Source organism: Kitasatospora sp. NPDC094028, from assembly GCF_049543595.1.
Lineage (GTDB): Bacteria > Actinomycetota > Actinomycetes > Streptomycetales > Streptomycetaceae > Kitasatospora.
In genome coordinates this window covers 300,640-324,776 of the sequence record NZ_JBMVFA010000005.1, presented here as the reverse complement: position 1 = coordinate 324,776, position 24,137 = coordinate 300,640, and the positions used below count along the sequence as shown (strand labels likewise).

The window sequence follows — 24,137 nt, the reverse complement described above, 5'->3', positions numbered from 1 at the left end:
CGCACCATCAGAACGCATTCCGTACCCGACCCGCCAGACCTCGACGCCCGGGCCCCCGAACGGGGAACGCGAAAGACCCCCCGCCGTCAGGCGAGGGGTCTTTCTGTGGAGCCCCCATGCGGAATCGAACCGCAGACCTTCTCCTTACCATGGAGACGCTCTACCGACTGAGCTATAGGGGCTTGCCGGGCTTTTCGCCGGGCCGGTCGAACAAGGAAGACATTACACGGCCGCCGACCCGAAAGGGAAATCGGCTCCGGTCCGGGCTCCGAGCGGCTGGCGCCACCGGCGCCTCACCCGCATCAGCCCTCGGCGTGCGCCGCGTCGAACTCCTCGCGCGCCGCGACGATCCGCCCGGTGCGCCGCTCCGTCCAGCGGCCGATCGGCGCGAGCAGGGCGGCCAGCTCCCGGCCGAGCGGCAGCAGGTCGTAGACCACCCGCGGCGGCGTCTCCGGGTGGACCGTCCGCAGCACCAGGCCGCTGCGCTCCAGGGCGCGGAGCGACTGGGTGAGCATCTTGCGGCTGACCCCGCCGATCCCGCGCTGGAGTTCGGAGAACCGCTGCGGGCCGCAGAGGGCGAGGTCCATCAGGATCAGCATCGACCACTTGTCGGCCAGCTCGGCGAACACCTCGCGGCTGGGGCAGAGCTGGGCGAAGACGTTGTGGTCCTGCTCCTGCTCCCCGCCCCGGTCGGCCGCGGCCCGGGCCACTTCTTGCGTCGTCATGCCCTCCAGGGTAGTCCGCCGGTCTCCAATCCACCCCTGGTCTCTTTTCAGCGCTTGGTCTCCGATGGAAACCTGGTCTATATTGGAGACCGAAGACGGACCGGCCCCGCACCACGCCCGGCCCGGCCGTCTCCCGCCGCCCCTCCCCGGCCTACGCCCGTCCCCGTACAGGAGTGCCCCGCATGACCGTCATCCGCCCGACCGTCGCCCTCGCCTACCACTCCGGCTACGGCCACACCGCCGTGATCGCCGAGGCCGTCGCCCGCGGTGCCGCCGCCGGCGGCGCCGAGGTCGTCCAGATCGCCGTCGACACCATCACCGACGAGCAGTGGGCCCAGCTCGACGCCGCCGACGCGATCGTCTTCGGCTCCCCCACCTACATGGGCAGCGCCTCCGGCGCCTTCCACACCTTCGCCGAGGCCACCAGCAAGCGCTGGTTCATCGACGCCTGGCAGGACAAGGTCGCCGCCGGCTTCACCAACTCCGCCTCCAAGAGCGGCGACAAGGCGAGCACCCTCGCCTACTTCCAGACCCTCGCCGCCCAGCACGGCATGAGCTGGGTCAACCTGGGCCTCAAGCCCGGCTGGAACGCCACCACCGCCAGCGAGAACGACATCAACCGCCTCGGCTTCTTCAACGGCGCCGCCGCCTCCTCCCCCTCCGACGCCGGCGCCGAGGCCGTCCACAAGGCCGACATCGCGACCGCCGAGCACCTCGGCGAGCGCGTCGCCAAGCACACCGCGATCGTGCTGGCCGGCCGCGCCGCCCTGGCCGGCTGAGGCCCTCCGCCCCCGTACGGCTACGCCGCCGGGTCCGCCCCCAGGGCGGGCACCCGGCGGCGTCCGCCGTCCGCCGCACGGTCCACCGCCGCCAGCTCGACACCCGTCGTGTCCGGCAGCAGCCGCAGGCACCCCAGCGCCAGCACCCCCAGCCCCGCCAGGTACCAGCCGACCGGCTGCGCCGTGCCGTACGACTCCGTCAGCCTCGTCGCCACCAGCGGCGTCGTCGCCCCGCCGACCACCCCGCCCAGGTTGTACGTCAACGCGGCACCCGTGTAGCGCACCCGCGTCGGGAACAGCTCCGGCAGGAACGCCGCCATCGGCCCCAACAGGCACCCCAGCACCACCATCGCGCCCGCCAGCGCCGTGAACATCAACGGCCGGCGCACCGTCTCCAACAGCGGGAACAGCACCAGCGACCACACCGCCGCCAGGCCCGTCGCCCACTGCAACGTCCGCCGCCGGCCCCACCGGTCACTCAGCGAGGCGCTCACCCACACCATCACCGCGTCACCCACCGCGCCGACCAGCAGCATCGACAACAGCACCGTGCTCGCCACCCCGAGCCCGGTCGTCGCGTACGCCAGCGCGTACGTCGTCGTCAGGTAGAACAGCGCGTACCCCACGGTCAGCGCCCCGGCACCCGCCAACACCGTCCGCCAGTGCCCGCGCACCACCTCCACCACCGGCGGCCGCTCCCGCCCCTCCACCGCCCGGAACAACGGCGTCTCGTCCAACCGCAGCCGCACCGCCAGCCCCACCACCACCAGCGCGAACGAGGCCAGGAACGGCACCCGCCAGCCCCACTCCCGGAACGACCGCTCGTCCAGGCCGAGTTGGAGCGCCAGGAACACCCCGTTCGCCAACACGAACCCGCCGGTCGGCCCCAACTGCAGGAACGCCCCGTACCGCCCCCGCCGCTCCGCCGGCGCGTTCTCCGCGATCAACAGCGCCGCCCCACCCCACTCCCCGCCCAACCCCAGGCCCTGGCACACCCGCAACACCACCAGCGCCACCGGCGACCACCACCCCCACGCCGCGAACCCCGGCAGCACCCCCACCGCCGCCGTCGCCGACCCCATCAGCAACAGCGACACCACCAACGTCGCCTTCCGCCCCACCCGGTCCCCGAAATGCCCGAACACCACCGCCCCCAACGGCCGGGCCAGGAACGCCACCGCATACACCGAGAACGCCGCCAACAACGCCCCCACCCCGCCCAGCCCGGGAAAGAACACCGGCCCGAAGACGAGCGCCGCGGCCGTCCCGTAGATGAAGAAGTCGTAGAACTCGATCGCCGTCCCGATCAACGCCGCAGCCGCCGCACGCCGCAACTGCCCATCCCGCCAAGCACCCTCCGCACCCATACCACCACCCTCCCGACCCACCCCGGCCCCCACCAGCCCCCACCCGGGTGACCCCCGCGCACAGCCACGGCCCGCACGCCCCACCGCCACAACGCGCGACGCCCGGGCTACCAGGGGGACCTGGCAGCCCGGGCGTCGCGCCCCTACCTACTGCTCACTGCGCGTACGGATTGCCCCCGGGCGGCACCGCCGCCGCCCTCCTGCGCCGCAGCACGACGAACACCACACCCGCCACCACCACCAGCCCGGCCACCACACCACCGACGACCGGCAGGGCGCTGCTGCCGCCGGAGTCCGCCTTCGGCTGCACGGTCGGCGCGCCGACCGGCGCACTGCTCGGACTCGCGGCGGCACTCGGCGCCGAGGACGCGGCCGAAGGGGCAGCGGACGTCGGAGCAGCGGACGCCGCAGCCACATCGGCCGGCAACGGCGAGACATCAGCGGGACCGGGGTCACCGGGGTCCGTCAACGCGATCCGCGGCCGCACCCCGCCCCAGCCAGCGTCGTCCGTACGAACCGTTCCCCCGTTCGCGCGGCTTGCTGTGTTGATGAGAACCCGAAGAACCTGATTCGGCGACCAATCCGGGTGCGCCGACCACACCAGGGCTGCCGAAGCTGAAGCCAGAGCCGTCGCATCCGACGTTCCGTGGCCGGTGCAATATCCGGAAGGGGCCGTACAGGCCGAGATCGTGTCTTTGCCAGGGGCGACGAGAGCCACCTGCGGACCATACTCCGACTCTTCCGTCACAGCTCCATTCCGATCCATGGCGCCGATTCCGACGACGTTGGGAAGACCACCCGGGTAGTCGACAGGATTCCCCGACTTGGCCTCGTTCCCGGCCGCCGCAAGAACCAGAGAACCCTTTGCCCTTGCAGATGCAAGAATGCGATTCAACTTGGCTACATCTTCCGGGGAAGTCCTGCCGGCGTTCATCCCCTGAGAAATGCTGATGACCTTGGCGCCCTGCCCGACCGCATAGTCGATCGCCTTCCCAATCTGATCAAGGAAGTCGACAGAGATCACGGCCCCCTCGGAACCGGTATTGATCTTCAAAGGAAGGATCTTCACTCCGGGCGCCAATCCGTAAGCACCCTTACCGCCGTTGGCTCTTCCAGTCCCCGCGATCAGGCCGGCCATTTGCGTGCCATGTCCGTTGCCGTATGCGCCGACTCCGCCCTCGCCGCCGCCGAAATCCTTACCTGGGAGGAACTGCCCTGCCAGATCCGGATGGTCAAGCTTGAACCCGCCATCGATCACCGCAACCGTGACACCCTGGCCTGTCGAGACCTTCCACATCTCCTCTGCGTGCATCGCGTCCAGATGCCATTGGTCGTTCCGAACCGAGCCATCAGCGGCAGCCGGCAGAGCAGCCGGGCCGACCACTACCCCCATGGCCAGGACCGCCGCAGCGAACCTCCGCACCCGCGTCCGCCCCATCACAACTCCTCGTCAACGTCCCTGCCAGAAATGACCAGCGCCCGAACAGAACTGCCCGGCCACTGGGAAGGCCCAGTGGCCGGGCAGCCGTTGCCTGCCTACTCAATCACGTCCGGGTTGCTGTGCGGCGTACCGCTGGTCCAGGTCTCCTCGTCCTCGTGCAGGTAGTCGGCACGCTTGCGACGGTCACGCTCGTTGCGCCCCGCGTGACCGGCCCCTCCGGGCGCCATCATGCCGTTCTGGCCCGGCCTGGCCCGGCCCTCGCCAGCGCCTGCCCCTGCGCGGTTGCGCAGGCCCGTGCCGCCCGGCGTGAACTCGCCGCCGGCGGCAGGTCCCTTGCGGCCACCGACCGTTCCGCCGCTGGTCGAGGTCAGGCCCCGCCCACGCGACCCGCTCGAACCACCGGAGCCACCGACGCCGTGGCCTCCCATGCCCGGGTGCATGCCACCCATACCGCTCGGGTTCCCCGTACGACCACCGGCCGGGACCTCACGACCGCCGACGACGGGCCCGGTGGGCAGGCCGGGGTTGGCGGCCTTCCCGGGCGTCGGACCAGCGCCGAACGGCGTCGTGCGAGGCGGGATCGATCCAGCCCTGCCGGGGACCGAACCGCCCCTCGCCGGAACCGAACCGCCAGGGATCCCACCGGGAATGCCGGTCATCGGGAGGCCGTTGGGGCCGCTGGGATTCCCGACCGGGCCGCTGGGGTACCCGGGGTTCATGTTCGGGCCGCCCGAGGGTGCAGGTCCGGTCGGGAAGGTCTGGGTCGGCAGGGTCGGTGTCGGCGGCAGGCTGTCGAGCCCGGTCCCCGGCCGGTTGATCGGGTCGGACGGGTAGGACGGCAGTGAGGAACCCGGGTCCTGCGGTGTGGGCGGGAGCTGTCCACCGCCGTGCGTAGAGATCGGCTCGGTTCGGACCGGGTCGTACGAGTTCGAGCCCGTTCCAGGGTGACGCGGAAGGCTTGAACCATCGAAATAGTTGGCCACGGGCTGGCTGTAACTCCCACCGGTGCTGCCACCGCTCGCGCGGGGACTGCGGTGAGAACCGCCGTAGTAGCCGCCGGAGCCACCACCTCCGGTGTATTCCGAGCTGGAGCCCTTGTCCACATCCGAACCAGGGGACCCCGGAAGCACCACGGTGGTGTCGATCCCGTTCAGCGTCGTCGTCGCCGCACTGTACGCCTGCGCCAGCTTCTCCAGCTGGAGGACGGCTTCCTGCTTCTCCTTGTCGATCGTCACCTGGGCCTGCTTGGCCTCGTCCTCGGTGACCCAGTCCTTGTTGATCCCCTTCATGTAGCCGTCGATCGTCCCCCCGACCGCGAGCTTGGACTCCACGTTCGGGGGGATCATGACGGCCTGCTTCCGGCGCTTGTCCACCGTGTCGATCGCGGCGCCCGGGAGCAGGGGCACAGCGGTCTTGGCGGTGCTGAGGGCCTCGCCGGCCTGGGTCATCGCGTTGCCGGCCGTCGTGGAGTGCTGCGAGATGATCGCCGCGGACTTGTACAGGTTCCCGACCCAGGTCTTGAAACCCTCTGCGGCCGGGCCTTCCCACTGGACGCTGCCGAGATGTCCCTGCAAGGCCGTGCTCAGATCCGCCAGGACGCGTCCGGCCTCCTGGAGCTTCCCCGCCCGCGTCAGAAGGTCCTGCGACGACTTGGCGCCGTCGACCAATCCCCTGAGCGTGGCGTGGGAATACTGAGTGAAGTCCGTCGTTCCAGTCATGATTTGCTCCCCGTCTCCCCGTGAACCTCTTCTCGCGCCGCTGTCAGAGCTTGATGTCGTTGGACTTCGGCGCGGGCCCGCTCGACCCCGTGGACGGCGGGGTCAGGCCCGCACCCTGCGCCACCGTCTTCTGGGCGGTTGTCGTGTGGTCCTCGTTTGTCGCGTACTTGCTGTGCGTGTCCGTGACAGCGCTCTTCATCGCCTCGATCTGGGCCGCGAAGTCCTTGTGCAACTTCACGAGTTGAGCATGGACCTTGTTGTAGGCCGTGTTCAGCGCCCCTGCTTCCGGGAACTTGTCAGCCTCCCCCGGCTTGACGAAGCTGTCCGCGGTGACCTTCTGCGCCGCCAACTTGTACGGCGCGGCCTCCGAGCCCTCCATCGCGGCGAGCAGTGCCTCGACCTGCTTGGCGAACTTGGTGAGCGTCTGCAGCTCGATCTCGACATCGTGCTTGCCGAACGCGGAGACCAGGTCGCTGGCGCTGTTGCCGGTCTGGACGATGCTTCGCAGCGGGGCGAACCAGCCGCCCAACGAGTACGGCGTGGCGTCGTCGGGGTTCGCCGCGGGGGTCCCGTTCGGGTCGGTCCCCGTCGTGCTCGGCGCCGGAGTCGTCGGCGTCGCGGGCGTCGTCGGTGTGGAGCCGGACGAAGGGCTTCCCGGCGGCGTAGGCGTCGCCCCCGGAGTGGACGTAGGCGTCGCGGTCGGACTCGACGACGGGCTCCCCGTGGGTGTCGCCGATGGGCTCGCTCCCGAGCTCGGTACCGGCGTGTTCCCCGAACCACCTGACACAGCAGTTCACCTCTCCCCCGTGCGGGCGGCCGCGTCCGGGAGCCCCCGGCGACTGCCTTCCCGCAATGCTCCGTCAACTTCGGGGCCTTGCGGCCCTCGTCGGCGAACCCGCCCGCCCTGAGGCGGATTCCGCCTCCGTCATGGTAGCCATCGCCCCTGTCGGACCGGCAGGGCCCTTGGCCCGCCCGTGCACGATCGGTACGAACTTGACACGTACAGCGCCCGCCGAACTGCCGCCCGGGCCCCGTGGCTAGGATGACCGGGTACGCCCCATCTGCCGCGCAATGTCGCACAGCAGCGACCCTGAGGCCGCAGAACGGACGTGACCGCATGCCTTCCCCCGATTCCGCGCCGCCCGCCGCCTGGTGGGCGCGCGCCGCGCGTCCGGCCCGGGCGCCTTGGCCGCTGGCGCTGATGGTGCGGGCCGCGGTGGGGATGGCGGTGCCGTTGACGGCCGGCCTGCTGACTCACCGCCTGGACCTGGGTGTGTTCGCGGGCCTCGGTGCGATGCACGCGACGATGAACGACCGGGTGGAGCCGGCCCGGCCGCGGGCCACGAGGATCGCGTCGGCCGCGCTCGCCTCCGCCTTCGGCATGCTGATCGGCACGGGTCTGCAGCACGCGCACGCGGGCGCCGTCGCCCTGGGCACGGCCCTGACCGCCACGGCGTTCGTCTCCGGCGCTCTGAGCGCGACGGGTCCGCGCGGTTCGGCTGCCGGGATGCTGTTGCTGGTGTCGGCGGCGCTGGGCAGTGGCATGCCGTTGCCGCGTCCGTGGTGGGCGGCGGCGCCGTTGCTGCTCGCGGGGGCGGCCTTCGTGACCCTGTTGGGCCTGCCGGGCCGGACCCGGCACCGCCCGGCCGCCGATCCGCGCTACCGGGCGCTCGCCGCCGCGTACGAGGCGCTGGGCCGTACGCTCGCCGATCTCGGCACTCCGCGGGGCGCGGAGTCGCGCCAGGTGCTGACGGCCCGCCTGAACCAGTTGCAGGATCTTCTGCCGGGGGGCACCGGCCCCCGCGCCGCCCGGCTCTGCCGGATGTACGAGGCCGCGCTCGCCGCCACCGAGGCGGCGACCGGCCTGTTGTGGGCCTGGCGCCCGGTCCCGCCGGAGGTGGCCGGGGTGCCGGCCCGGCTGGCGGCGGCGGTCCTGCGGGGCGGCGGCGAGGTGGCGGTGCCGCACTGGCGGCCGGACACGCCGGCCCGGCGGGCGCTGGACGCCGCCCTGCGCGCGGCCGCGGACACGGTGGCCGGCCGGGAGGCGCGGCTGGGCACCGCGCCGGCGCCGCCGCCCGATCCGTGGCGGCTGCGGGCGCGGCCGCTGTCCCGGGCCTCGGCGCGGTACGGGCTGCGGGTGGCGTTGTGCATCGCGGCGGGTTCGGCGGTGACGGCGGCCTTCCCGCTCAGCCGGAGCTACTGGGTGCCGATGACGATCGCCTTCGTGCTGAAGCCGGATCTGGGTTCGGTGTTCCTGCGCGCGGTGAGCCGTTCGATCGGCACGGTGCTCGGTGTGGCGGTGACGGCGGCGTTGCTCTCGCTCACCACGAACGCGTGGGCGCTGACGGCGATCGCCGCGCTCTGTGTCGCCCTGCTCCCGTACGCGACGGCCGCGCACTACGGCCTGAACACGGTGGCGATGACCCCGATGGCGTTGGTGCTGCTGCAGCTCGGCGGCCGCAGCGGCGCGGCGGAGTTCCGGCCCCGGGTGCTGGACACCGTGCTCGCGAGCGCGATCGTACTGCTCCTGGGCTACCTGTTGTGGCCGGAGCGGCCCCGCCACCGGATCGAGCCCCGGCTGGTCGCGGCGACCACGGCCCTGCGCGCCTACCTCGACGCCACCGCCCACGAGGACCGGCCCCAGGCCCAGGTGTGGCTGCGCCGCACCGCGTACCGGTCGCTGGCGGACGCCCGCCAGGAGGTGCGGCACGGCTTGGCGGAGCCGCCGCCGACCGGTCGGCTGGCCGAGCGGTGGCTGCCGGCCACGGCCGCGCTGGAGCGGCTGGGCGGCGCGGTGGCGGCGTATTCGGCGCAGGTCCGCTACGGCGGCCGGGTGCCGGACCCGGCGGAGACCGACCGGGTCCGCCGGGCGCTGGACGAGTTGACGGCCGCGGCCCGCGAGCACCGCCCGCCGACGAGGCCGGCCGCCCGGCCGACCGCGCCGCACGACCCGGCGCTCAGCGCACTGGGCCGCGCGGCGGACGAGCTCGAACTGCTCCTCAGACGGAGTTAGGGCGTGCCCTGCGGATCCCCACGGGGTCCGCAGGGTACGCCCTGGTCCCGAACTCCCGCCTCCAGTGGGCCGGTTCAGACCTGCTCGGCGAGCTCCAGCCAGGTCATCTCCAGCTCCTCCTTCTCGTCCCGGACGGCCCGCAGCTGCCCGTCCAGTTCGGCGACCTTGGAGAAGTCGGCGGCGTGCTCGGCGAGTTGGGCGTGCAGCTTGCTCTCCTTCTCGTCCAGCTTGGCGATCTGCCGCTCCAGCTTCTGCATCTCCTTCTTCGCCGCCCGCAGGTCGCCGCCGGACAGGCCGGCGGCGGCCTCGGCCGCGGGCGCGGCAGCGACAGCGGTGGGGGCGGGGGCGGCGTCGGCGGCCATCCGAGCCCGCCGCTCCAGGTACTCGTCGACGCCGCTGGGCAGCATCCGCATCCGCTTGTCCCCGAGCAGCGCGTGCACGACGTCCGTGGTGCGCTCGATGAAGAAGCGGTCGTGGCTGATGACGACCATCGAGCCGGGCCACCCGTCGAGCAGGTCCTCCAGCTGGTTGAGCGTCTCGATGTCGAGGTCGTTGGTCGGCTCGTCGAGGAACAGCACGTTGGGCTCGTCCATGAGCAGGCGCAGCAGCTGGAGCCGCCGCCGCTCACCGCCGGACAGGTCGGCGACGGGCGTCCACTGCTTGTCCTTGCCGAAGCCGAACTGCTCGCACAGCTGCCCGGCGCTCATCTCGCGGCCCTTGCCGAGGTCGACCCGCGAGCGGACCTGCTCGACGGCCTGCAGGACGCGGGTCGCCGGGTCCAGCTCGGCGACCTCCTGGGACAGGTAGGCGAGCCGGACGGTCTTGCCGACCTTGATCACGCCCGACGCGGGCTGCACGTCGCCCTCGGAGGCGTACGCGTCGCGCATCGCCCGCAGCAGCGAGGTCTTGCCGGCGCCGTTGACGCCGAGCAGGCCGATCCGGTCGCCGGGGCCGAGCTGCCAGGTCAGGTTCTCCAGCAGCAGCTTGGGGCCGGCCTTCACGGTGACGTTCTCCAGCTCGAAGACCGTCCGGCCGAGCCGGGCGTTGGCGAACTTCATCAGCTCGCTCTTGTCGCGCGGCTCCGGCACGTCCGCGATGAGCGCGTTGGCGGCCTCGATCCGGTAGCGCGGCTTGGAGGTGCGGGCGGGGGCGCCGCGGCGCAGCCAGGCGAGCTCCTTGCGGGCCATGTTCTGGCGCTTCTGCTCCTCGACGGCCTCGATCCGGGAGCGCTCGGCGCGGGCGAAGACGTAGTCGGAGTAGCCGCCCTCGTACTCGTGCACCTCGCCGTGCTGGACGTCCCACATCCGGGTGCAGACCTGGTCGAGGAACCAGCGGTCGTGGGTGACGCAGACGAGCGCGGAGCGGCGCTTCTGGAGGTGCTGGGCGAGCCAGTTGATGCCCTCGACGTCGAGGTGGTTGGTGGGCTCGTCGAGGATGATCAGCTCGGGCGAGCCGAGCAGCAGCTTGGCGAGGGCGATCCGGCGGCGCTCGCCGCCGGAGAGCGGGCCGATGACGGTGTCCAGGCCGTCCGCGAAGCCGGGCAGGTCGAGGCCGCCGAAGAGGCCTTCGATGATGTCGCGGATGCGGGCGTCGCCGAGCCACTCGTGGTCGGCGCGGTCGGCGATGACCTCGTGCCGGATGGTGGCCTCGGGGTCGAGGGAGTCGTGCTGGGTGAGGACGGCCGGTTCGAGGCCGCCGTTCCAGGTGATCCGGCCGCCGTCCGGCTCCTCCAGCTTGGCGAGCATCCGGATGAGGGTGGTCTTGCCGTCGCCGTTGCGCCCGACCACACCGATCCGGTCGCCTTCGCTGACGCCGAGGCTGACTCCGTCCAGCAGGGCGCGGGTGCCGTAGACCTTCGTGACGGACTCGATGGTGGCGAGGTTGACGGCCACGTGTGCTGCGCTCCTGGGTTCGGCGGTCGCGGGGCGGGCTCGGCCCGCTCCTGTCTCGGGGAGACCCCGATCCACCCCAGCCTAATGGGCCGCGCCGATCGCCCCCGCCGCGTCAAGCCCGCCCGGCCCCCGCACCGACCCAACACGGCCCCGGCACGACCCCGCTCCGGCATCGCCCCGTCGCCGCTACCGCGCCGCCGCCCCCGGCACCGGCCCGTGGGTGGCGTGCGCGGTCCGGCAGGTGCCGGAGGCGCGCAGCGCCTCGGCGACGGCGGCGGCCGCGTCGGCGTCCTTGGCGAGGAAGGCGCAGGTCGGCCCGGAGCCGGAGACGAGCGCGCCGAGCGCGCCGGCCTCGGTGCCGGCCCGCAGGGTGGCGGCGAGCGACGGGCGCAGCGAGAGCGCGGCGGCCTGCAGGTCGTTGGCCAGGGCGGCGGCGAGGGCGACGGCGTCGCCCTCGGCGAGGGCGGCGAGCAGGGCCGGGTCGACGGCGGGGGTGGGGACGTCGGTGTCGCTGGAGCCGGTGCCGGCCTCGTCGCGCAGCCGGTCGCACTCGCGGAAGACGGCGGGGGTGGACAGGCCGCCGTCCGCGACGGCGAAGACCCAGTGGAAGGTGCCGGACACGGCGAGCGGTTCGAGGATCTCGCCGCGGCCGCGGCCCAGCGCGACGCCGCCGACGAGGGCGAACGGCACGTCGGAGCCGAGTTCGGCGGCCAGCTCCAGCAGGGTCTCGCGCGGGGTGTCGAGCTGCCACAGCGCGTCGCAGGCGACGAGCGCGGCGGCGCCGTCCGCGCTGCCGCCGGCCATGCCGCCGGCGACCGGGATGGCCTTGTCGATGTGCAGGTGGACGCCGGGGTCGGTGATCCCGTGGTGGGCGGCGAGCAGCCGGGCGGCGCGGGCGGCGAGGTTGCTGTCGTCGAGCGGGACGACGGCGGCGTCGGGCCCGGCACAGGTCAGCGTGACGCCTTCGCCGGCGCTCGCGGTGACCTCGTCGCCGAGGGCGACCGCGAAGAAGACGTTGGTCAGGTCGTGGAAGCCGTCGGCGCGCAGTCCGCCGACGCCGAGCTGGACGTTGACCTTGGCCGGCACCCGTACGGTGATCACACGGTGTCCTTGGGCTTGTGTTCGGCGATCGCGGCGAACTGTTCCACCGTCAGCATCTCGCCGCGCAGCTTGTGGTCGATTCCGGCGGCCGCGAGCGCCTGCTCGGCGCCGGCGGCGGAGCCGGCCCAGCCGGCGAGGGCGGCGCGCAGGGTCTTGCGGCGCTGGGCGAACGCGGCGTCGACCACCGCGAACACCTCCGTGCGGCTGGCGGTGGTCTTCGGCGGCTCGCGGCGGATCAGCGAGACCAGCCCGGAGTCGACGTTGGGGGCGGGCCAGAACACGTTCCGCCCGATGGCGCCGGCCCGCTTCACGTCGGCGTACCAGTTGGCCTTGACCGAGGGGACGCCGTAGACCTTGTTGCCGGGCTTGGCGGCGAGCCGGTCGGCGACCTCGCTCTGCACCATGACCAGGGTCCGCTCGATGCTGGGGAAGGTCGCCAGCATGTGCAGCAGGACGGGCACCGCGACGTTGTACGGCAGGTTGGCGACGAGCGCGGTGGGCGCCGGCCCGGGCAGCTCGGTGACCTCCATGGCGTCGCTGAACACCAGGTCGAAGGAGTCGGCCTTGCCCGGCATCCGCCCGGCGACGGTGTCCGGCAGGTGCTGCGCGAGCACCGGGTCGATCTCGACGGCCGTGACGTGCCGCGCCACCTCCAGCAGCGCCAGGGTGAGCGATCCGAGCCCGGGCCCGACCTCCACCACCGCGTCCTGCTCGGTCACCCCGGCGGCCCGGACGATCCGCCGCACGGTGTTGCCGTCGATGACGAAGTTCTGCCCGCGCTGCTTGGTCGGCTTCACGCCGAACGCGGCCGCCAGCTCCCGGATGTCGGCGGCGCCGAGAAGGTGGCTGTCAGGGGTGGGGTCGGTGGTGCTCACGCGCCAAGGATACGGGCGCGCAGGGCGCCGCCCGGACCGGACGGCGCCCTGCGGGTGCCGGACGACTCAGTACCCGAAGGCCCGGGCGGTGTTCTCCGCGATGGCCGCCGACAGCTCGTCCTCGTGCAGCCCGAGGGTGGCGGCCATCGAGCGCACCGTGACCGGGATGAGGTACGGCGCGTTGGGCCGCCCCCGGTAGGGGTGCGGGGTGAGGAAGGGCGCGTCGGTCTCGACCAGGATCCGGTCGAGCGGGGTGGCGAGCAGGGCGTCGCGCAGCGGCTGGTTGGCCTTGAAGGTGACCGGGCCGGCGAAGGAGAGGTACCAGCCGTGCTCGGCGCAGGTCTTGGCCATCTCGGCGTCGCCGGAGTAGCAGTGGAAGACGGTCCGCTCGGGGGCGCCCTGCGCCAGCAGGACGGCGATGACGTCCTCGTGGGCGTCGCGGTCGTGGATGACCAGGGCCTTGCCGTGCCGCTTGGCCATCTCGATGTGGCGGCGGAAGGACTCCTTCTGGATCTCCACGCCCTCCGGCCCGGTGCGGAAGTAGTCCAGGCCGGTCTCGCCGACCGCCCGGACCTGCGGCAGGGCGGCGAGCGCGTCGATCTCGGCGAGCGCGGCGTCCAGCGCCGCGGCGCCGCCCGCCGGGCGCTGCTGCCCGGACCACCCGTCCGGGTCGCCGAGGAAGATCCGCGGCGCCTCGTTGGGGTGCAGGGCGACGGCCGCGTGCACCTGCTCGAACCGGGCCGCCAGTTCGGCGGCCCAGCGCGAGCCGGGCACGTCGCAGCCGACCTGGACGACGGTGGCGACCCCGACCGAGGCGGCCTTGGCCAGCCCCTCCTCCGGGGTGCCGGACTGCATGTCCAGGTGGGTGTGCGAGTCGGCCACCGCCACGGCCAGGGGTTCCGGCAGCGGCGGCGGGGTCGACCGGTCGTCGTCCTTCTTCGCCATCAGGCGGCGGGCTTCTCTTCGAGGCGCGGGAAGAGGATCTCGCCCTTCGTGACGGTGGATCCGGCGGGCAGCCGGCCCCAGTCGGCGACGGTGGCGATGGTCTGGGCCGACAGCGCGCCCAGTCCGGCCTCGGCGCCCAGGGAGACCCACAGCTTCTCGGCGGTGGACGGCATCACCGGGTTGAGCAGGACGGCGGTGGCGCGCAGCGCCTCGGCGGCGGTGTAGAGGATGGTGGCCAGGCGGGCCCGGCCCTCCTCCGAGTCGTCCTTGGCGACCTTCCACGGCTCCTGCTCGGTGAGGTAGCCGTTGACCTGCTTGACGAACTCGAAGATCGCCGCGAGGCCGCCGGCGAAGTCGAGCTCCTCGCCGATCTTCAGGTCGGCGGCGGCGACGGCCTTGGCGAGCCCGTCCGCGACGGCCTGCTCGGCGTCGCCGTGCGCGGCCGAGGCCGGCAGCGACCCGTCGAAGTACTTGCCGACCATGGCGGCGACCCGGGAGGCCAGGTTGCCGAAGTCGTTGGCGAGCTCGGAGGTGTACCGGGCGGTGAAGTCCTCCCAGGAGAACGAGCCGTCGGTGCCGAACGGGATCGCCCGGAGGAAGTAGTACCGGTAGGCGTCCACGCCGAAGTGCGAGGTGAGGTCGGTGGGCGCGATGCCGGTCAGGTTGGACTTGGACATCTTCTCGCCGCCGACCATCAGCCAGCCGTTGGCGACGACCCGCTTGGGCAGCGGCAGCCCGGCGGCCATCAGCATGGCGGGCCAGATGACGGCGTGGAACCGCAGGATGTCCTTGCCGACCAGGTGGACGGAGGCCGGCCACAGCTCGGCGAAGCGCTCCGGGTCGCTGCCGTAGCCGGCCGCGGTGATGTAGTTCTGCAGCGCGTCCACCCACACGTAGAGGACGTGCTTCTCGTCCCAGGGCAGCGGGACGCCCCAGTTGAAGGTGGAGCGGGAGATCGACAGGTCCTTGAGGTCCTGCTCGACGAAGCGCAGCACCTCGTTGCGGGCCGAGGCGGGCTGGATGAAGTCCGGGTTGGCCGCGTAGAACTCCAGCAGGCGCTCGGCGTAGGCGGAGAGGCGGAAGAAGTAGTTCTCCTCCTCCAGCCACTCGACCGGCCGCTTGTGGACGGAGCAGAGCTTCTCGTCCGCGGTGGCGCCGTCGAGCAGCTCGGAGGGGAGCTTGAACTCCTCGCAGCCGACGCAGTACGGGCCGGAGTAGCCGCCCTTGTAGATCTCGCCCTTGTCGTACAGGTCCTGGACGAACTCCTGCACCCGGGCGGTGTGCCGCTGCTCGGTGGTGCGGATGAAGTCGTCGTTGGCGATCTCCAGGTGCCGCCAGAGCGGCTTCCAGGCTTCCTCGACCAGCTTGTCGCACCACTCCTGCGGGGTGACGCCGTTGGCGTCGGCGGTCCGCATGATCTTCTGACCGTGCTCGTCGGTGCCCGTCAGGTACCACACCTTCTCGCCGCGCTGGCGGTGCCAGCGGGTGAGCACGTCGCCGGCCACGGTGGTGTACGCGTGGCCCAGGTGCGGACGGTCGTTGACGTAGTAGATCGGGGTGGAAACGTAGTACGCCGGGGCGTTCGCCCCGGTGGTGCTGTGGTCTGCAGTGTCCGCCATGGTCGGAAATCTTAGTCGCGCGCGGGGGCCGCCCTCGACCGCGTTTCGCCGCGGGAGGGCGGCCCCGGCCCGCACCCCGGTGTCAGCCCAGCAGCCGCGACCAGAACCGGGCCCAGCGTCCGCGCGGCTTCGCGGGCCCGGGCACCGAGGGCGGCCCGGCCGGCTCGGCGTGCGCCGGGTAGCCGGGGGCGTGCTGCCAGGGCTGGTCGGCGACGGCCACCCGGCCCTCGCGCATGATCCGGACGGTGTGCCCGCCGCAGCCCGGGCAGGTCGGCTTGAGGAGCGGCGACGGCACCCGGACACCGTTGGCGTGGTACTCGAACACGACGTGTCCGTCCCGGGCGACGTGGTGCTCGATGTCGTACGCCTGCTCCCAGCCGTACCCGCAGCGCAGGCACGCGAAGGAGTAGGCCTCCCGCACGGTCTCGACGGGGGTGTTCGGCCGGCCGGCCAGGCCTGCGGTGCTCAGCGCGCTGCCGCCGAGGGGGCTACCGACGATGTCACTCATAGCCGTCTCCCAGCGCCCGCCGGGCGCTCGCCCGGCTGGGTCTTTCCGTTCCAGGAAATGCCCGGACCGCCTCGTTGGACGCCCCTCTTGTGAAGACTTGGACGCGGATTGGAGAGACCTATACGAAAGGCCCGTCGAGTTCCGGAATCCGCGACCAAAACTTCAGCTCAGTGGGCGTTTACCGGGGCCTTCTCTCCAAGGTACGACTCCCCGCGCGCCACGCAACCCCCGGAATTCACCCGTTTTTCCGGGGCGCCTGTGCGCCGTCCTTCTTGGCCGCCACGACGGCGTCGAAGACCTCCCGCTTGGGCAGCGCGAGCTCGGCCGCGACGGCCGCGATGGCCTCCTTGCGCCGCTCCCCGGCCTCCTCGCGGACGGCCACCAGCCGGGCCAGCTCGGCCGGGGTGTGCTCCTGCGGCGCGGCCGGCGGGGCGCCGGCGACGACGACGGTGATCTCGCCCTTGACGCCGTCCGCCGCCCAGGCGGCCAGGTCGCCGATCGGGCCGCGCTTGACCTCCTCGTAGGTCTTGGTCAGCTCCCGGCACACGGCGGCCGGCCGCTCCGGGCCGAACGCCTCGGCCATCGCGGTCAGCGCCTCGGCGATCCGGTGCGGCGCCTCGAAGAAGACCATGGTGCGCGGCTCGGCCGCGATCGTGGCGAGCTGCCGGGCCCGGTCGCCGGTCTTGCGGGGCAGGAAGCCCTCGAAGGTGAAGCGGTCGACGGGCAGCCCGGAGAGGGCGAGGGCGGTGAGCACGGCGGACGGCCCGGGCACCGCGGTGACCTTGACGTCGGCGGCGACGGCCGCGGCGACCAGCCGGTAGCCGGGGTCGGAGACGGAGGGCATGCCGGCGTCGGTGACCAGCAGCACCCGGGCGCCGCCGAGCAGCGCCTCGACCAGTTCGGGCGTGCGGCCGACCTCGTTGCCCTCGAAGTAGGAGACCACCCGCCCGGCCGGGGTCACCCCGAGCGCCTGGGTGAGCCGGCGCAGCCGGCGGGTGTCCTCGGCGGCGATCACGTCCGCCGTGGCGAGTTCGGTGAGCAGCCGGGGCGGGGCGTCCGAGACGTCGCCGATGGGGGTGCCTGCGAGAACGAGTACTCCTGTCACGGGCCCTATCCTCCCAGCTGCCGGGCGCCGGGGCGTTTGGTGACGATTCGGGCAGCTTCCGAGGGAGCGCTCACGCGTGCGAACGGCGCGCCTACGATGTGGCGGGTGAACGGCGACACGGCGACGCAGACGCCCACCGGTACAGACCACACCGCGCAGGGCGGCGTCGGCCTGCCGTCCCCGCGCCCGCCGGTCGAGGCGTCCCCGGGCTGGCGCGAGCGCCTGTCCCGGTTCGGCCGCCCGGGCCGCGCGCCGGTGCCGCTGACCGAGCGCCTGGTGCCGCCGATGCCGGACGGCCCGCGGGTGACGCCGCGCGACGTGCCGCAGTCGCCGCTGCTGCTGCGCCTGGGCCTGTCGCTGCCGCAGGGCCTGTGGTGGTTCCTGTGCCGCTGGTCCGGCTGGCTCGGCCCGATCGCGGTGGCGCTGTTCGCTGCCGCGCTGCGGTTCGTCCACCTCGGGCAGCCGGACGCGATCATCTTCGACGAGACGTACTACGCCAAGGACGCCTACGCGCTCTGGCACGGCGGCTACGAGATCAACTGGCCGGAGGACGCCAACACGCAGATCATGGCGGGCACGGCCGTCCCGTACCGCCCGATGGCCTCGTACGTGGTGCACCCGCCGGTGGGCAAGTGGATCATCGGCGCGGGCGAGCAGCTGTTCGGCATGAACCCCTTCGGCTGGCGGTTCTCGGTGGCCCTGCTCGGCACCCTGTCGGTGCTGATGCTGGCCCGGATCGCCCGCCGGATGTTCCGCTCGACGCTGCTGGGCTGCGTGGCCGGACTGCTGCTGGCAGTGGACGGCCTGCACCTGGTGCTCAGCCGGTCGGCGCTGCTCGACCTGGTGGTGATGTTCTGGACCGTCGCCGCCTTCGGCTTCCTGCTGCTGGACCGGGACCGCACCCGGGCCCGGCTGGCGGCGAAGCTGGGCGGCGTGGAGAACGCCGAGCTGGCGCAGCGGCTGCGCCTGGGCTGGCGCCCGTACCGGATCGCGGCCGGCGTCTGCATCGGGCTGACCTGCGCCACCAAGTGGAGCGGCCTGTACGTGCTGGCGGCCTTCGGCCTGATGTCGGTGCTGTGGGACGTCGGCGCCCGCCGCCTGGCCGGCGCGCCCCGCCCGTACCTGGCCGTGCTGACCCGGGACGTGCTGCCGGCCTCCGTGTCGCTCGTGCTGGTCTCGATGGCGACGTACGTCGCCTCCTGGTGGGGCTGGTTCGCCAGCAGCAACGCGCCCGGCCAGGGCGGCTGGGGCCGGGACTGGGCGGTCGCCCGCACGACCGACTACCCGTGGATACCGGAGGGCCTGCGCGCTCTGTGGCACTACCACTCGACGGTCTACGAGTTCCACACCAACCTGCACGACCCGCACGTCTACCAGTCGAACCCGTGGTCCTGGCTGGTGCTGGGCCGCCCGGTGTCCTTCTACTACGAGTCCCCCAAGCGCGGCGAGGCCGGCTGCACGGCGGCCGACTGCGCCCGCGAGGTGCTGGGCATCGGCACCCCGCTGCTGTGGTGGGCGGCCGTGGTGGCGCTGGTGTACTGCCTGTGGCGCTGGGCGTTCCGCCGGGACTGGCGGGCCGGCGCGCTGCTGTGCGGCCTGGCCGCCGGCTACCTGCCCTGGTTCCTCTTCCAGGAGCGGACGATCTTCCTGTTCTACGCGGTGGCGTTCGTCCCGTTCCTGGTGCTGGCGGTGACGATGCTGATCGGCGCCCTGATCGGCCCGGCCGGCGCCTCCCGGGACCGCCGGATCATCGGCTCGGCGGCGGCCGGGCTGCTGGTGCTGATGATCGTGTGGAACTTCCTCTACTTCTATCCGCTGTTCACCGGGCAGACCATCCCGCTGGACGACTGGCGGGCCCGGATGTGGTTCAACAGCTGGGTCTGAGAACCGCCCGGAAACGTGCGCCGCGGTGGCGGGAATCGTCCGTATGCGGTGCGCGACACGTACCAGATCCGTCACAAGTCCCCGGCGTTTCGTCGGCGCACCGATCGACGCTGCCTAGGGTGGGGGCGTACCGCGTTTCCGGCCCCGGCCGGTTGCGCCCGGCCGCGAGACCCCTGGGGGATTTGCACCATGCGCAGAGGCGCCAAGATCGGGATCATCACCGGCGTGTCCGTCGCCGTCCTCGCGGGCGGCGGTTACGGGGCGTACAGCCTGATGGGCGGCTCGGACTCCGGGTCGGACGGCGGCAAGAAGCCGCGCACGGTGGTCGCCGAGCCGCCCTCGGCGGACCAGGCGGCGAGCGGCGCGAAGGACTTCCTGACGGCCTGGGCGGCCGGTGACCTCGCCAAGGCGGCCTCGCTGACCGACGACCCGGCCTCCGCCGAGAAGGCGCTGACCGCGTTCCGGGACAGCGTGAAGCCGAGCGCGCTGACCCTCAACCCGTCCGGTCCGGCCACCCCGCAGGCCTTCGCCTCGGCCACCGGCACCCCCTCCCCCACCGCCAAGCCCTCGGCCGGCGCCTCCGCGACGCCGTCCGCGAGCGGCACGCCGGCCGCCGGCGACTCGCCGTCCGCCTCCGCCACCCCCGGGCCCACCGGGGTGCTGATGGGCTACAAGGCGCGGGCCGAGTTCGCGGGCACCAGCCGGGTCTGGGACTACAACGGCTTCCTGAACGTCGTGAAGATGAGCGACGACACCCCGGCCGTGCACTGGGCGCCCACGGTGATCCACCCGCACCTGAGCGGCACCGAGACGATCGCCGTGCAGCCGGTGTTCGCCCCGCCGTCCACCGTGGTCGACCGCAACGGCAAGGTGCTGCAGAGCCCCTCGCTCACCAGCGCGCTGATGGCCTCCGTGCAGGAGAACGCCCACAAGCTGCTGCCGCCGGACCCGAACAAGGACCAGGACGCGGGCAGCGCGGTGGTGATCAGCGACCCGAACGGCAAGGGCGGCCAGGACAAGCTGTTCACCATCGTCGAGCCCAAGCCGGCCAAGCCGTTCAAGGTGACCATCGACGGCACCCTCCAGGCCGCCGCCGAGAAGGCGATGACCGACCTGGGCGGCAAGCCCGGCTCCATCGTGGCGATCGAGCCGAGCACCGGCCAGGTGCTGGCCTTCGCCAACTCCCCCGCCAACGGCCAGAACCGGGCCTTCAACGGCCTGCTCGCGCCCGGCTCGACGATGAAGATCGTCACCTCGACGGCCCTGCTGGAGGCCGGCATCAACCCGGACACCGTGGTGGCCTGCCCGGAGAAGAGCAGCAACCCGGTGGCGATCCCGAACGACTTCACGGGCGCGTTCCCCAACAACACGCTGCAGCAGGACTTCATGGTGTCCTGCAACACGGCCTTCATCAACCAGGGCCTGACCAGCCTCAAGCCCGAGACGCTGTCCAGCACCGCCAAGGACGTCTACGGCATCGGCCTGGAGTGGAAGACCGGCCTGCCGAACGCCGACGGCAAGATCCCGGCGACGCCGGGCAGCAAGGACGAGCAGGCCATGAACTACATCGGCCAGGGCAAGGTCCAGATGAACCCGCTGGCCATCGCCTCGATCACCGCGACCGTCCAGAGCGGCGCGTTCAAGCAGCCGATCCTGGTCGCCGGCCTGCCGCAGCAGGCGGCGGCCCGGCAGATCTCGCCGGACGTCGCCGCCAAGCTGCGCGCGATGATGAACGCCACCGCGGTCGGCGGTACGGCCAAGGACGTGATGGCCGGCATCACCGACAACGCGGGCGCCAAGACCGGCTCCGCCGAGGTCCAGGGCGCGTCCACCACCAACAGCTGGTTCACCGCGTTCCGCGGCAACCTCGCGGTCGCCGCCGAGGTCCAGGGCGGCGGCCACGGCGTGGACGCGGCCGGCCCGGCCGTCGCCTCCCTGCTGAAGGCGGGCGGCCGCTAGGGCCTCGAACGCACCGGAGCCCGCTCGGCCGCGAAGGCCGAGCGGGCTCCGGTGCGTTCCGCCGCCGGCGGGGTCAGCCGCGCGGCAGGGCGGGCTCCGGCGTCTCCCGGCGCCGGCCGGGCGGCAGCGGCCGGCGGCTGCTCCAGCGCCGGGCGGCCAGCCGGGGCCAGATCAGCAGCACGGCCGGCAGCCCGAGGTAGCCGAAGCGTCCGGCCGGGGCGAGCATGAAGGCGATGGTGAGCCCCACGGCCAGCAGGTCGGCCGCGGCGATCGCGGTGACCGGCGGCCGGGCCAGCAGCCAGATGGTGACCCCGACCGCGCCGATGGTCACCAGCGCGAGCGAGATGCTGTGGCCGGTCGGCCCGATCCCGGCCAGCACCTTGCCGGGCAGCGGGCTGCCGGCCGGGGTGCGGATCGCGGTGAGCCCGAGCGGGAAGCGCACCACCTGGTCGCGCAGCGCGTCGCTCTGCCGCAGCCACGCGGGCAGCATCACGGCCACGCTGGTGCCGACCGCGATCAGCGCCGTCCGGGCGGCGGGCCGGCGCCCGTAGAGCCGCCAGAGCAGCAGCACGGCCACCGGCAGGGCGGGCCAGGCCGTCCACTTGAGGGTGCAGGCGAGGGCGAGGACCAGCCCGGTGCTGACCGTACGGCCGCGTTCGGCGAGCGCCATGGCCAGACAGCAGACCCCGATCAGCGGCAGGTCGATCCCGCCGACCACCAGGGCGAGCGCTATCAGCGGCGAGGCGGTGAGGACGGCCAGCGGCAGCAGCGGTGCTCGGTCGCGGCTGGGCCGCAGCAGCCGCCAGGCGGCCAGCAGGCAGACGAAGAAGGCGAGCGCGAACCAGATCCGGGCGTCCCCGGCGACCCGGGCGAAGGCGGTGGAGCCGCCGAACAGCTGGCGCGGCAGCCCGAACAGGGACATCGCCGGCAGGTACGGGTTGTAGTCGGTGACGATGGCCGGGTGCGGCAGGTAGACGTCGCCGGTGGTGAGCAGCAGGTGGGCCGAGCGTTCGACGACCATGACCTCGGACTGGTGGCGGCCGGTGACGGCGAGCAGCCCGAGCGGGGCGAGGACGGCGCCGACGAGGGCGACGGCGGCTGCGGCGTGGGCCGCGACGCGGCGCGGCAGGGTGAGGCAGAGCAGCCCGGCCAGGGCGTAGGCGGGAGCGGCGATCAGGCCCCAGAGCCGCTGGTTGGGCAGGTCGGAGACGATCGGGAAGGCGGCGGCCCAGCCGGCCGCGATCAGGCAGCCGATCAGCTGGACGGAGCGCAGCGAGGCGAGCCGGGCGGGATTCAGCCGATCGGGCGTGGGCGGAAACGTGCTCTCGCCACGCTGTCGGGGGAACGGCCGGGTGGAGAAGCCCCGCGGGGACCGGGCGGGTCCCGCCGTGGCCTCGGCGGCGGTGCTCTGGGCCGGCTCTCTGGTACGGCCGGTGAAGCGGCCGCGCGGGCGGGAGAAGCCGGGCGTGCGGGTGCTCACCATGGAGGAAGGTTATGGGTGCGGGCCGGGCGCTGTCGCCATCGCCTCGGGCGTCGGATGCGGGGTGGCACGCGAAGGGCCGCCCGGAGCTGTGCAGTTCGGCGGCCCTTCACGATCGGGTAACGGCGGAGTCAACGCGCGTCGACCTCGACGGGCTCGGCCTGCGGGGCCGGCCGTTCGAGCCGGGAGTGCTTGATGCTGTAGCCGAAGTAGACGGCCACGGCGACGACGAGGGCGATGGCGCCGGCCCGGAAGGTGTCGGCGTGCAGACCGCTGATCAGGTAGGCGCAGAAGCCGATGCTGAGCACCGGGACGACCGGGTAGAGCGGGACCTTGAAGCCGCGCGGCAGGTCGGGCTGGGTGCGGCGCAGGACGATCACGCCGACCGAGACGACCGAGAAGGCGATCAGGGTGCCGAGGCTGGTGATGTCGGCGAGGACGTCCAGCGGGATGAAGGCGGCCAGCGCGCCCACGCCGACCCCGACCACGACGGTGTTCCAGACCGGGGTGCCGGTGCGCGGGGAGACCCGGGCGAAGCGCTTGGGCAGCATGCCGTCGCGGCCCATCGAGTACAGGATGCGGGTCTGGCCGTAGATCACCACGAGGGTGACGCTGAAGATCGAGATGATCGCGCCGACCGCGAAGATCATCGCCGGCCAGCCCTGGCCGGTGATGTCCTGCATGATCTGGGCGAGGCCGGCCTCCTGGTCCTTGAACTGGTCCCAGGGCTGGGCGCCGATGCCGGCCAGCGCGACCAGGATGTAGAGCAGGGTCACCACGACCAGCGAGATGATGATCGCCATCGGCATGGTGCGGCGCGGGTTCTTGACCTCCTCACCGGCCGTGGACACCGCGTCCAGGCCGATGAAGGAGAAGAAGATGCTGGACGCGGCGATCTTCACGCCGTTCACACCGAGCGGCATGAACGGGGTCAGGTTGCCGGAGTGGAAGCCGGTCAGGGCGACGCCGACGAACAGCAGCAGGATCAGGATCTTGATCCCGACCATGGCCGCGTTGACCTTCACCGACTCGCTGACGCCGCGGACCAGCAGGAAGCAGATCATCGCGACCAGCAGCAGCGCCGGCAGGTTGAACCAGTGGCCGCCGCCGGGGGCGCCGGACAGCTGCTCGGGGATCCGGAAGCCGAAGGCCAGGTCGAGGAACTTGTTCAGGTACTCGGCCCAGCTGACCGCGATCGCGGAGGCGGAGACGCCGTACTCCATCAGCAGGCAGATGCCGACGCCGAAGGCCACGCCCTCGCCGAGGGTCGCGTACGCGTACGAGTACGAGGAGCCGGAGACCGGGATCGCGGAGGCCATCTCGGCGTAGCAGAGCGCGGTGAGCCCGGCGGTGACCGCGGCGATCACGAAGGACAGGATGACGGCCGGGCCGGCCGCCGGCACGGCGCTGCCGAGCACGAAGAAGATGCCGGTGCCGATGGTGGCGCCGATGCCGATCGAGGACAGCTGCCACAGCCCGATCGAGCGGCGCAGGTGGATGCCGGAGCGCCCGCCGCCCTCGGGTGCGCCGGCCGGAAGGCCGCGGCCCTCGCTCTCCGCGATCAGGGTCGAGACGGGCTTGCGTCGCAGCAGGCGCGAGCCGAGGGTGTTGCTGGCCAAAACCACGGTCCTTCTGGGCGGGGGAGGGTGTCCTGGTGGCCGGTCACCCGGGACGACCGGGGGCGCCATCGGGGACCAACCGAACAAACATGGGACAGTACCCCGCG

Annotated in this window: 18 protein-coding genes and 1 tRNA gene; 4 read left to right on the top strand and 15 right to left on the bottom strand. The window is 72.7% G+C overall.

Annotated elements, in window-relative coordinates; all coding sequences use genetic code 11:
• Positions 1-106: 106 nt before the first annotated feature.
• Positions 107-182, bottom strand: a tRNA-Thr gene (locus tag ACPC54_RS11570).
• A gap of 120 nt (positions 183-302) precedes the next feature.
• Complete coding sequence (locus ACPC54_RS11565) at positions 303-725, bottom strand: winged helix-turn-helix transcriptional regulator (RefSeq protein ID WP_498963768.1); 423 nt, start codon at positions 723-725, stop codon at positions 303-305.
• Positions 726-907: 182 nt separating this feature from the next.
• Between ACPC54_RS11565 and ACPC54_RS11560 the strand changes: the two genes are divergently transcribed.
• The gene (locus ACPC54_RS11560; protein WP_498963766.1) at positions 908-1,504 is read left to right on the top strand and encodes a flavodoxin family protein; all 597 of its coding nucleotides are present in this window, start codon (positions 908-910) and stop codon (positions 1,502-1,504) included.
• 20 nt (positions 1,505-1,524) lie between these two features.
• On the opposite strand, the gene ACPC54_RS11555 is transcribed toward ACPC54_RS11560, so the two are convergent.
• The 4 genes from ACPC54_RS11555 to ACPC54_RS11540 all read right to left on the bottom strand — a co-directional run bounded on the left by ACPC54_RS11555 (position 1,525) and on the right by ACPC54_RS11540 (position 6,559).
• The gene (locus ACPC54_RS11555; RefSeq protein ID WP_498963764.1) at positions 1,525-2,871 is read right to left on the bottom strand and encodes an MFS transporter; all 1,347 of its coding nucleotides are present in this window, start codon (positions 2,869-2,871) and stop codon (positions 1,525-1,527) included.
• Positions 2,872-3,025: 154 nt separating this feature from the next.
• Complete coding sequence (locus ACPC54_RS11550) at positions 3,026-4,264, bottom strand: S8 family serine peptidase (protein WP_498963762.1); 1,239 nt, start codon at positions 4,262-4,264, stop codon at positions 3,026-3,028.
• Between the two features lie 143 nt (positions 4,265-4,407).
• Complete coding sequence (locus ACPC54_RS11545) at positions 4,408-6,030, bottom strand: WXG100 family type VII secretion target (protein WP_498963760.1); 1,623 nt, start codon at positions 6,028-6,030, stop codon at positions 4,408-4,410.
• Between the two features lie 43 nt (positions 6,031-6,073).
• Positions 6,074-6,559: a DUF2563 family protein gene (locus tag ACPC54_RS11540; RefSeq protein ID WP_498963758.1), complete on the bottom strand. Its 486-nt coding sequence runs from the start codon at positions 6,557-6,559 to the stop codon at positions 6,074-6,076.
• 588 nt (positions 6,560-7,147) lie between these two features.
• On the opposite strand from ACPC54_RS11540, the gene ACPC54_RS11535 reads away from it, so the two are divergent.
• Positions 7,148-9,043, top strand: coding sequence for an FUSC family protein (locus ACPC54_RS11535; protein ID WP_498963756.1), 1,896 nt, complete (start codon positions 7,148-7,150; stop codon positions 9,041-9,043).
• A 74-nt stretch (positions 9,044-9,117) separates the two neighbouring features.
• Here ACPC54_RS11535 and ACPC54_RS11530 read toward each other — a convergent pair whose 3' ends face one another.
• The 7 genes from ACPC54_RS11530 to rsmI all read right to left on the bottom strand — a co-directional run bounded on the left by ACPC54_RS11530 (position 9,118) and on the right by rsmI (position 17,088).
• Positions 9,118-10,935, bottom strand: a complete 1,818-nt coding sequence (locus ACPC54_RS11530) for an ABC-F family ATP-binding cassette domain-containing protein (RefSeq protein ID WP_498963754.1) — start codon at positions 10,933-10,935, stop codon at positions 9,118-9,120.
• Between the two features lie 186 nt (positions 10,936-11,121).
• Entirely contained in the window at positions 11,122-12,036 is a 915-nt protein-coding gene (locus tag ACPC54_RS11525) for a 4-(cytidine 5'-diphospho)-2-C-methyl-D-erythritol kinase (protein ID WP_498963752.1), read from the bottom strand.
• The gene (gene rsmA, locus ACPC54_RS11520) at positions 12,033-12,911 is read right to left on the bottom strand and encodes a 16S rRNA (adenine(1518)-N(6)/adenine(1519)-N(6))-dimethyltransferase RsmA (RefSeq protein WP_498963751.1); all 879 of its coding nucleotides are present in this window, start codon (positions 12,909-12,911) and stop codon (positions 12,033-12,035) included. Before rsmA ends, ACPC54_RS11525 begins: the two co-directional genes overlap by 4 nt.
• 66 nt (positions 12,912-12,977) lie before the next feature.
• Positions 12,978-13,856 carry a TatD family hydrolase gene (locus tag ACPC54_RS11515; RefSeq protein ID WP_498963749.1) on the bottom strand — a complete coding sequence of 293 codons (879 nt, stop codon included), beginning with the start codon at positions 13,854-13,856 and terminating at the stop codon, positions 12,978-12,980.
• Positions 13,856-15,475: a methionine--tRNA ligase gene (gene metG, locus ACPC54_RS11510; RefSeq protein ID WP_498963747.1), complete on the bottom strand. Its 1,620-nt coding sequence runs from the start codon at positions 15,473-15,475 to the stop codon at positions 13,856-13,858. The genes ACPC54_RS11515 and metG overlap by 1 nt, the downstream gene beginning before the upstream one ends.
• A gap of 82 nt (positions 15,476-15,557) precedes the next feature.
• Positions 15,558-15,983 carry a hypothetical protein gene (locus ACPC54_RS11505; RefSeq protein ID WP_498963745.1) on the bottom strand — a complete coding sequence of 142 codons (426 nt, stop codon included), beginning with the start codon at positions 15,981-15,983 and terminating at the stop codon, positions 15,558-15,560.
• Between the two features lie 235 nt (positions 15,984-16,218).
• Positions 16,219-17,088 carry a 16S rRNA (cytidine(1402)-2'-O)-methyltransferase gene (gene rsmI, locus ACPC54_RS11500; RefSeq protein ID WP_498963743.1) on the bottom strand — a complete coding sequence of 290 codons (870 nt, stop codon included), beginning with the start codon at positions 17,086-17,088 and terminating at the stop codon, positions 16,219-16,221.
• Positions 17,089-17,184: 96 nt separating this feature from the next.
• Here rsmI and ACPC54_RS11495 point away from each other — a divergent pair, with 96 nt between their 5' ends.
• Together ACPC54_RS11495 and ACPC54_RS11490 are read left to right on the top strand one after the other, a co-directional pair.
• Positions 17,185-18,972: a dolichyl-phosphate-mannose--protein mannosyltransferase gene (locus ACPC54_RS11495; protein ID WP_498963741.1), complete on the top strand. Its 1,788-nt coding sequence runs from the start codon at positions 17,185-17,187 to the stop codon at positions 18,970-18,972.
• Between the two features lie 189 nt (positions 18,973-19,161).
• Positions 19,162-20,931, top strand: a complete 1,770-nt coding sequence (locus ACPC54_RS11490; RefSeq protein WP_498963739.1) for a penicillin-binding transpeptidase domain-containing protein — start codon at positions 19,162-19,164, stop codon at positions 20,929-20,931.
• Between the two features lie 73 nt (positions 20,932-21,004).
• Here the strand turns inward: ACPC54_RS11490 and ACPC54_RS11485 are convergent, their stop codons facing one another.
• Together ACPC54_RS11485 and ACPC54_RS11480 are read right to left on the bottom strand one after the other, a co-directional pair.
• A complete protein-coding gene (locus ACPC54_RS11485) occupies positions 21,005-22,414 on the bottom strand; it encodes a glycosyltransferase 87 family protein (RefSeq protein WP_498963737.1) in 1,410 nt (469 codons plus the stop codon).
• A 128-nt stretch (positions 22,415-22,542) separates the two neighbouring features.
• Positions 22,543-24,099, bottom strand: a complete 1,557-nt coding sequence (locus ACPC54_RS11480) for an amino acid permease (RefSeq protein ID WP_498963735.1) — start codon at positions 24,097-24,099, stop codon at positions 22,543-22,545.
• Positions 24,100-24,137: the final 38 nt, after the last annotated feature.